Source organism: Photorhabdus sp. RM71S (assembly GCF_042879355.1).
Taxonomy (GTDB): Bacteria; Pseudomonadota; Gammaproteobacteria; order Enterobacterales; family Enterobacteriaceae; genus Photorhabdus; species Photorhabdus kayaii.
In genome coordinates this window covers 1-8051 of the sequence record NZ_JBHFKV010000090.1, presented here as the reverse complement: position 1 = coordinate 8051, position 8051 = coordinate 1, and the positions used below count along the sequence as shown (strand labels likewise).

The following is an 8051-nucleotide window of genomic DNA, read 5'->3' as shown; positions in this document are numbered from 1 at the left end:
AACATAGCGGTCTCTAAATCAAACATAACAGCCTCCCTTTTTTAGTGCTTCACTGGCAACTGAATGAATAACATCTATAATTTCACGGCTCAGCATTTCCTCTTCTTTATTCCCATAAAGGTAAATTGCCGCCTCTGCTAGTGCTTCGATTTTTTCGAGCGCATCCTCTATTTCAAAATTAATGTAAGAAGTATTGTGTTGTTTATTTAGAGAGTTACTATTCATTCTTCACCCCTGCTAGTTAAAACTGATTCAAGGGAACGATTAATTTCATAGTTAATATCACATGCAAGAGCAATTAGATCGGTTAGGGTACTTGAACACTTTTCTTTATCAGCGGTATCCATAATGACCTCGTAAAGAGAACAGGCCAAACCTGAGCGGTATTTTGCATCGTCTAAAATAGTTGGTTTGCGTACCTCCGAATTAACTTTAACCGGTAGTTTTTGCCCTGTGTTGGAGCGTTTTATAGCTGCGGAGGTGAAAGTCTTTTTGAGCATAATAATCATACCTCAGTGTCAGTGTGTTTATTGTTGTCCTGCCATTTAGCTACTTCGGCTTCTCTTGGTGATTGAATTTATCACTTTGGTAGTTTTAAATCTATCACTATAGTTCTAATTAATCTAGACCTATAGTGATAAAAAATTATTTTTTGTTTTATGGTATTGAAGTAAAAGAGATTTTTGTTAAAAAACAAAAAAATGTTTTTTTACCTTGATAATTGCAATGATTTAGTCAAGTATTAAGATACTGTACATCTAAACAGTATCTTAAGAGGAAAGAATGTCAGAACTATTTCGAACGCACCCGGGGACTTATGCTACAGCAATCGAAATTGAACGGGATTGTTATCGTCTTCGCTTCATATCTCGGAACAGGTACACAATAACACCCACTAGTTCAACGTCAGAGTTGATAGGAGTTAATGGTACTCTGGTGTCATCAACTGATAGAAAGCCAAAAGCACCACCTTGTACAAAACGATATACAGAGTAGTTTTCTCCTATGCGCACATATACCAAATCATCATTAGCTGCCTTTTCTGAACTATCAATTACAATTAAAGAACCTTCCGTGGCTTCTGCGCAGCCAGTATTTTGAGTGATTCTATACGCTCTATATGTGTCAGATGATTCAAAGAATCCCGGAATCATAATCGTATCTCCTGTATCACTATTGGCATCATAGATTTTTACAGGAAATGATTTAGCACACTTTACCACCACTGAAGCAGGTGAGTTGTCTGGATACATAGGGCCACTACCATCACTGAGCCACTCTGGACGCACACCGAGAACCCTGGCTAAATCAACAATTCTAGTAGTACTCTGTGCCTTTCCTGTGGTTAATTTCCAAATCATGGACTGAGCCATCTCTACTTCTTTGGCAAGGGAGGACTGCGTGAAGTCTCTTTTCCTCATTGCCTCTTTTAATCTTTTTGCAAATGTCATACCTACCTCTTCAATAAGTTTTGTTAATTCTATCTCTAAAGTGATATTTTTGCAAAAAAAACACTAAGGTGATTTATTTTCTCTTTTGGTGATATTATTATCACTATAGGGTTAATGAGAGGGTGAGGTATGAGAAATCTTGCGATAGAAAAGGCGATAAAAATTGTAGGTAATCAAACGATACTTGCTAAGGCATTAGGGCGCCAACAATCACTAGTTAGTGCTTGGTTGAATGGAAAGAAGCGCGTTTCTGTTTCATCTGTTCCTGACATTGTGAACCTTACAAATGGTGAGGTCCAAGCGCATGAGTTGCGACCGGATCTAGTGAAAATATTTCCACCGCCCGGAAATTATTAACCATGTTCCCTAATTCCTACGCTCAGGTATCAATGCCATCTCAATATTTTCCTGATGACGGCAAGTGGATACAGGAGATGTTACTGAGTCTTGATCCGGCTACACGGGCAAAAATCACGGTGAAGTATGCCGAGGTTTATCAAATTGCATGGGATGAGGAACCGGTTTCATATCGGAAAGATAACGCGGCGAGGCGGGCGGCAAATATCCGGCTGCGGGAATTTGTCAGGAAGTATGCCAGAGCGAGTCAGGGTTATACCGAGAAGCCGCAGCCAGTGAAGGAGAAAAGAGGTTGAAAGGTTATTTGGATGCTTGGACGTCTAAACGTCTGGATGGTTTGAGGAAGAGGGGAAAACTTTCTAGGGGGGTAAGGGGGGTGATCTTTGAAAGGGGTGTTAGGGAAGGCACAGCCAAGGAAAAACAACTCCGATCTTATAGAAGATCACTGTAAGGGGATAAAAGCCGAAATACGTCCAGACGTCTAAATGGGAAAAATAAAAAGGCTTGTTCTCTGGCAATGGGAGTCATTCAAATGGGGGTATCAATGTTAAGTAAGAATGGAAGTGCAAGAGGGGGCAAGAAGCCGAACGGTAAGACTTTGACGGGTGGAACCGTATCGGCTCTTGCGGAGGAAATCATAAGCAAACAAATTTCCGTAGCCGATTATGACACGGTAGATCGTGAAATTAAACAGGCTGTAAGCATGAGCAGAAAAACAGAAGCAGCTCGCAGGGGGGTAACCAGAGGAAGACCTCATGATTTGACTGGGCAGAAATTCAATAGACTCACTGCAATTAAAATTTCAGGCAAAAAGGGTCGTCAGAATTTATGGCTTTGTGAATGTGAATGCGGAAATTTACATGAAACAACAGCGGTTCTGCTTATTAAAGAGGTATCAACATCATGTGGTTGTTACATGATGGAAAGGATCACTGAGCATGGATATTTGAAAAATGGAAAACGACCATCAGAGTATGATTGCTGGCTGGCAATCAAACAGCGCTGCTATAACGAGAATAACCCAGAGTATAAAAATTATGGTGGGCGGGGTATCGCGATGTGTGATGAATGGCTTAAGTCATTTAATAACTTCATTCGTGATATGGGGTTCAAGCCAAGCAAAAGCCACTCAATTGATCGCATTGATGTGAACAAAGGTTATTACCCAGAAAACTGCCGCTGGACCACAATCAAGATTCAAAATGCAAACAAGCGTCAGACTCGCTGGATTACTGCATTTGGGGAAACTCTTCCTCTGACAGAAATGGCAAGAAAACATAATGTCAATCCAACCACTCTTAGTTACAGATTGCAATTTGTTAGTCCAGAGATTGCTTTAACTCAAAAACTGCATGCGAGAGGTGCTTATGCTGGAAATTAAGCCAAATTTCGCACAGGAAAGAGGGTTAAATCTTTTAAGGGCTGAATGGAAAAAGTACAGCAGCTTTCTTGTTTATGCTCCCACAGGGGCGGGGAAGACCGCCCTGTCAGCATTCATTGTTGACGGATTTGTATCAAAAAACAAAAAAGTCATGATGATCTGCCCGTTTACCGTGTTGATCAATCAGACTGCGCAGCGCTTTATCGAGTATGGATTACCGGAGGATGAAATCGCATATATCTGGCGTAATCACCCTAACCAAGACCCGTCAAAGCTGATTCAAATCGCCTCGGCTGACACACTGATACGCCGTGACTTCCCCGAAAACATTAGTCTGCTGGTGATTGATGAGGCACACCTGAAACGCAAAAAGATACTAGAAGCCATCACATGGCTGACCTCAGAAACAGATTGCAAGGTTATCGGATTATCGGGCACCCCTTTCTCACCGTTCCTGGGCCACTACTACCAGAAACTGATAAAGCCCACCACGATAAAAGAATTAATCCAGCGTGGCGACCTGAGCGCGTATGAGTTTTACGCCCCCACTAAGCCTGACCTGTCAGGCGTGAGGTTCTCCTCAAGCAAGGAGTACGGCAGTGACTACAAGGAAGATGAAATAGCGGAAATTATGTGTGGGGCTAATTTGGTGGGGGATGTGGTGAGTAGCTGGCTCAAGCTGGGTGAGAACCAGCCTACAATTTGCTTTTGCGTCAATGTCAGTCACGCCAACTTTATCACTGTCGAATTCAATCGTGCCGGGGTGAATGCGGAAGTGATGACCGCCAGCACGCCTCATGAAGAACGTCAGCTTATCATCCATCGCTTTGAGCAGGGCGCAACAAAAATCATCGTCAATGTGGGCGTACTGGTCGCGGGTTTTGACAGTGACGTTCGATGCATCATCTACGCCCGGCCTACTAAGTCAGAAATACGCTGGCTCCAGTCAATCGGCAGAGGTCTGCGTACCGCTAAAGGCAAAGATCGGTGCATCATTCTGGATCACTCCGGTACGGTTCATCGACTTGGTTATCCCGATGATATCGAATATGACGAGCTGCCATCTAAAAACGACGGGATGAAAGAGGCCTCTCGTCGCACTGACAGCGATAAAGCTGAAAAGCTCCCGAAGGAATGCCCTGACTGTCATTACATGAAACCAGCGGGCGTCTATGTTTGCCCTAAGTGTGGGTTTAAGCCCTTAAGCGGTGAAGATGTTGAAGTGGATCGCTCGCGTGGACTGAAAAAGCTCAGCGGCAAGGACCGTACTTACAGTAAGAAAGAAAAACAAAGCTGGTGGTCACAAATCAAATATTACCAGCGTCAGCGTGCCAACCAAGGGAAGCCCATCTCTGATGGCTGGTGTTTTCACACATTTAAAAGCAAGTTCAGTGAGTGGCCGAACGGCTTAGATGATTACCCCGTAGAACTAACCCCGGAAGTTCATAATTTCATCAAATGGAAACTGATTGCTTGGGCAAAAAGCCAGGAGAAAAAACAACTCAGTTCAGCCACGCAGGGAGGTAGTTTATGAAAACAACGGATGCCGTTATCGGAAAATGGTCGATAGTTTTTGAGCATTACGGTTTGCCCCCCATCACAGGAAAAAAGCACTACAAAGGCAAGTGTCCGATATGTGGACGGAAGGGCAAGTATCGCTGTGATGATCAAGGCGGACGGGGAACCTTTATTTGTAGCTGTGGTAATTCAGGTGATGGCTGGACACTGCTCCGGTTGACTCAGAAGAAAGACTTTAAAACTCAAGCAAAAGAAGTTGATGAAATTATTGGCAATACGTATGCCTATCAGCCCGAAAGCGCTCAAGACTCCATCAATAAAGATGACCGGTCACTATTTCGTGACAGGGTGATTAGGAAGTATGCCACGCTGGTGAATCTGCGCGGAACGTCAGCCGAAAGTTATTTACGCAACCGGGGGATTCACTGTTTACCCGTCGAACAAATCAGGTATTGCCATCATCAACCCGTAGGAATGAAAGCGTTTCAGGCCATGTATTCTCTGGCGACGGATGATAGAGGTGCGCTTTGTTACCTGCACCGGACGCTATTAGAGGGTGATAAAAAAGCCAATATGGATATCGCCAAAAAAACGTATTCCCTACAGTCTGATGATTATTTAAAGCACACCGGCTCTGTGGCTATCCGCATGTTTCCCGTTTCATCAACGCTGGGGATCACAGAAGGCATAGAAACCGCACTCTCATGCAAACAGATATACGGTTGCAACACCTGGCCGACTATGAATGCGGGATTTATGGGGAAATTCCGGGTACCGAGAGGGGTTAAACACTTAATTATTTTCGCTGATATGGACCTGTATTCAGCGACCGGACACGCGGCCGCTTTTGAGTGTGCCAGGGGCAATCTCATTGCTAAAAATGATTTAGAAACGGTCAGTATTCGCTGGCCTGATCATGGTGATTTCAATGACGTACTTGTTAACGGTGATGAAGTGCGTGAACTGTCTTTTAAGAAGTGGGCGGAATAATGAAACTCGAATCAGCACTAAAACATTTCAGCCCGAAAGGACTGGCAATCAATCATTCGTCTAAATGCACGTCAACAGACCGGATCACGGGTACTGATATCATGGCGGCGTTAGGCATGGCTGAATCTAAAGCCACTTTTGGAATGGCGGCGTTCTTAGGTAAACACGGCGTCAGCAATGAAGATACCATACGAACCGTTGAACAGTTGACTTTGTATGCCAGACGTCAGGTACCCAAACTTATTACCAAAGCGAGTGGGCGCCAGTTAGGAAAATGCCTGGTGATCTTGGCAAAAATGGCTTTTGAAGAATATTCCCGATCAGCCGCCACAACCAGCACATGCTCACATTGCAATGGACGCGGGTTAATATCCGTTCAGCGTGATGTGATTAAATATGCGGGATATAAGGATGTAATAGAGCAACGCGTAGAAACGGAGCGTGTAGATGAACTTTGCTCTCCTTGTAATGGCAAAGGGGTAATATCCAGCCGTTGTCGTTGTAACGGTACCGGGAAAGTCGTTGATCGTGAAGCAACGAAAGCCGCTGGTGCGCCAGTAATTAAAATCTGTGAGCGTTGCTCTGGTCGTGGCTATAGCCGGGTGCCATCCTCAGTGGCATATGCAGCTATTAAGGCCCTATTGCCAGATTTAAACGAAAGGACATGGAGAAGGAACTGGAAGCCATTCTATGAAAAGCTGGTGGCGAAATGTGATATCGAGGAAAGCAGAGCTGCATCTGAATTTAGCAAAGTGACACAATAAAAAACATATCGACAATTTGCATTTTGTCCGCAATTGGTTTATTGTCTATCGATAGTGGGGAATTGTAGCTATGCTCACTAAAGAATCCCAAGCCTCGTACTCACGGGGTTTTTTCATATATCAAGCCCACACCCCCGTTCTCAGATAAAATTTTCAGTCTGTCTAATGGCTGGTGTGGCATATTACTGCGCGAATACGGCTTTTATACTTGATTAGATTCTGACAGTATATTTATCCCATGATTGATGTATTAACTGTGGATAACTTTTCTTCTGATACATGAATTTAAGATGTGACACGATATCAAAATGTTGTATGATCGGTAACAATAATTATCAATATATTGGAGTGTTGATAGTGTTTGAAGATTACCAATCTGCTGTCTTCAAGAGTGTTCAAGACCGCCTGAAATCTAAATACCCAGAACCCTCATTAAAATTAGAATATCCGAGTGAACAAGCCCTCCAAGATCTAGATGCTGTAAAGAGTTCAGGGTACTTCACGTGGGTTCCTTCGCTGAAATCGACCGTATTCACCAGTTATTCCTATGATCACCCAATAAAATTAGTTGTTTATTATAGGGGGCAGCCTGTTGGTTATGCTTTTGGTGGGTATAATGATCAGTGTTCATCTGTTGAAATAAGCTGGATGGAAAAAAGAAAGGATGCTCATGCGGATTTAAAGAATCAAATGTTGGGTTTGGCATTAGATTCATACTCTGCTTATGGTATCTTTTTGAAAAAAATAGGGTATTCTGTGGATAAGTTAGCAATTGTATCACCGCTGGAAGGCGTGAAGAAATATTACCTGGAAAGCGGGTTTAGATATGATGAGGACTACAACAGGGGCACGCCAGCGATGGTTCTTACGCTTAAAAGTGAACAATCATGAACAAATAAGTTGAAATAACTTAGCTTATATCGCATATTAAACAGGCGTAGAAACATGTGACACCACTCAAAGATAGAGTGGTTTTTTGTCAAGTAAATTTCAAATACTGACATATAAGGGTGTGTCTTTTCTTAAGAAAGAGCCGTATCCGAGGGGATATTATGTCATACTCAATGCAGCGAATAGAAGAAATGGCTGAAGAGATCATTTCTGGACTTTTTGCAGATGGTAAAACTCCAATGGAACAATTTGGTATTAATTGGAAGCAGGCTGAGCGCTTAGAGCGCGATGCTCCCCGGGTAGTCATGGGGTATGAGCCAGATGAAGATTGTTTGCAACATGCGCGTTGAGGTGTATGAAACGCAAACCGGTCGTTAAAACCCCAAAAGTATGAATTCAATATATAGCCTCGCCTAGTTGCGGGGCTTTTTCATTTTCGCCGCCGCAACTTTTCAACACTCCAACCTTGTTGCAGTCGGCACCAATTCCAGGCTGCGCATAGCGTGGCCTTTTTCTTTATTACCGTCGAGAGGTCGGGTATGAACTTTGACAAACTATCTCCAGAATCCCAAGAACAGGCACGATTGACACTTATTACTATTCTGTCGCAAATGGTACCTGATGGACTGAGTGATCTTGACGCGGTATTTGTAGGTGAAGCCGTTGCCGCTGCGTTTATCTCAATGGAGCGCTATAGCA

11 protein-coding genes are annotated in these 8051 nt (G+C 43.4%); 8 read left to right on the top strand and 3 right to left on the bottom strand.

The window, feature by feature from the left end; all coding sequences use genetic code 11:
- Positions 1–18: 18 nt before the first annotated feature.
- The 3 genes from ACGF5R_RS23095 to ACGF5R_RS23085 form a co-directional block, all read right to left on the bottom strand.
- Positions 19–225 (bottom strand): hypothetical protein, encoded by a 207-nt coding sequence (locus tag ACGF5R_RS23095; RefSeq protein WP_387692927.1) that lies wholly within the window; start codon positions 223–225, stop codon positions 19–21.
- Positions 222–500, bottom strand: a complete 279-nt coding sequence (locus ACGF5R_RS23090) for a hypothetical protein (RefSeq protein WP_240000914.1) — start codon at positions 498–500, stop codon at positions 222–224. Before ACGF5R_RS23090 ends, ACGF5R_RS23095 begins: the two co-directional genes overlap by 4 nt.
- Before the next feature lie 348 nt (positions 501–848).
- The gene (locus ACGF5R_RS23085; RefSeq protein WP_387692925.1) at positions 849–1451 is read right to left on the bottom strand and encodes a helix-turn-helix domain-containing protein; all 603 of its coding nucleotides are present in this window, start codon (positions 1449–1451) and stop codon (positions 849–851) included.
- 129 nt (positions 1452–1580) lie between these two features.
- Here ACGF5R_RS23085 and ACGF5R_RS23080 point away from each other — a divergent pair, with 129 nt between their 5' ends.
- The 8 genes from ACGF5R_RS23080 to ACGF5R_RS23045 all read left to right on the top strand — a co-directional run bounded on the left by ACGF5R_RS23080 (position 1581) and on the right by ACGF5R_RS23045 (position 7702).
- Positions 1581–1808 carry a YdaS family helix-turn-helix protein gene (locus ACGF5R_RS23080; RefSeq protein WP_112879863.1) on the top strand — a complete coding sequence of 76 codons (228 nt, stop codon included), beginning with the start codon at positions 1581–1583 and terminating at the stop codon, positions 1806–1808.
- Positions 1809–1810: 2 nt separating this feature from the next.
- Positions 1811–2104: a hypothetical protein gene (locus ACGF5R_RS23075; RefSeq protein ID WP_387692923.1), complete on the top strand. Its 294-nt coding sequence runs from the start codon at positions 1811–1813 to the stop codon at positions 2102–2104.
- A 248-nt stretch (positions 2105–2352) separates the two neighbouring features.
- Positions 2353–3189, top strand: coding sequence for a hypothetical protein (locus ACGF5R_RS23070; protein WP_387692921.1), 837 nt, complete (start codon positions 2353–2355; stop codon positions 3187–3189).
- Positions 3176–4723: a DEAD/DEAH box helicase gene (locus ACGF5R_RS23065; RefSeq protein WP_387692929.1), complete on the top strand. Its 1548-nt coding sequence runs from the start codon at positions 3176–3178 to the stop codon at positions 4721–4723. Before ACGF5R_RS23070 ends, ACGF5R_RS23065 begins: the two co-directional genes overlap by 14 nt.
- Positions 4720–5697, top strand: coding sequence for a toprim domain-containing protein (locus tag ACGF5R_RS23060; RefSeq protein WP_387692918.1), 978 nt, complete (start codon positions 4720–4722; stop codon positions 5695–5697). Before ACGF5R_RS23065 ends, ACGF5R_RS23060 begins: the two co-directional genes overlap by 4 nt.
- Positions 5697–6461 (top strand): antitermination protein, encoded by a 765-nt coding sequence (locus ACGF5R_RS23055; protein ID WP_387692916.1) that lies wholly within the window; start codon positions 5697–5699, stop codon positions 6459–6461. The genes ACGF5R_RS23060 and ACGF5R_RS23055 overlap by 1 nt, the downstream gene beginning before the upstream one ends.
- 357 nt (positions 6462–6818) lie before the next feature.
- On the top strand, positions 6819–7352 hold the full coding sequence (locus ACGF5R_RS23050) for a hypothetical protein (RefSeq protein WP_387692914.1): 534 nt from the start codon (positions 6819–6821) through the stop codon (positions 7350–7352).
- Between the two features lie 161 nt (positions 7353–7513).
- Positions 7514–7702 (top strand): hypothetical protein, encoded by a 189-nt coding sequence (locus ACGF5R_RS23045; RefSeq protein WP_387692912.1) that lies wholly within the window; start codon positions 7514–7516, stop codon positions 7700–7702.
- The last annotated feature ends 349 nt before the right edge of the window (positions 7703–8051 follow it).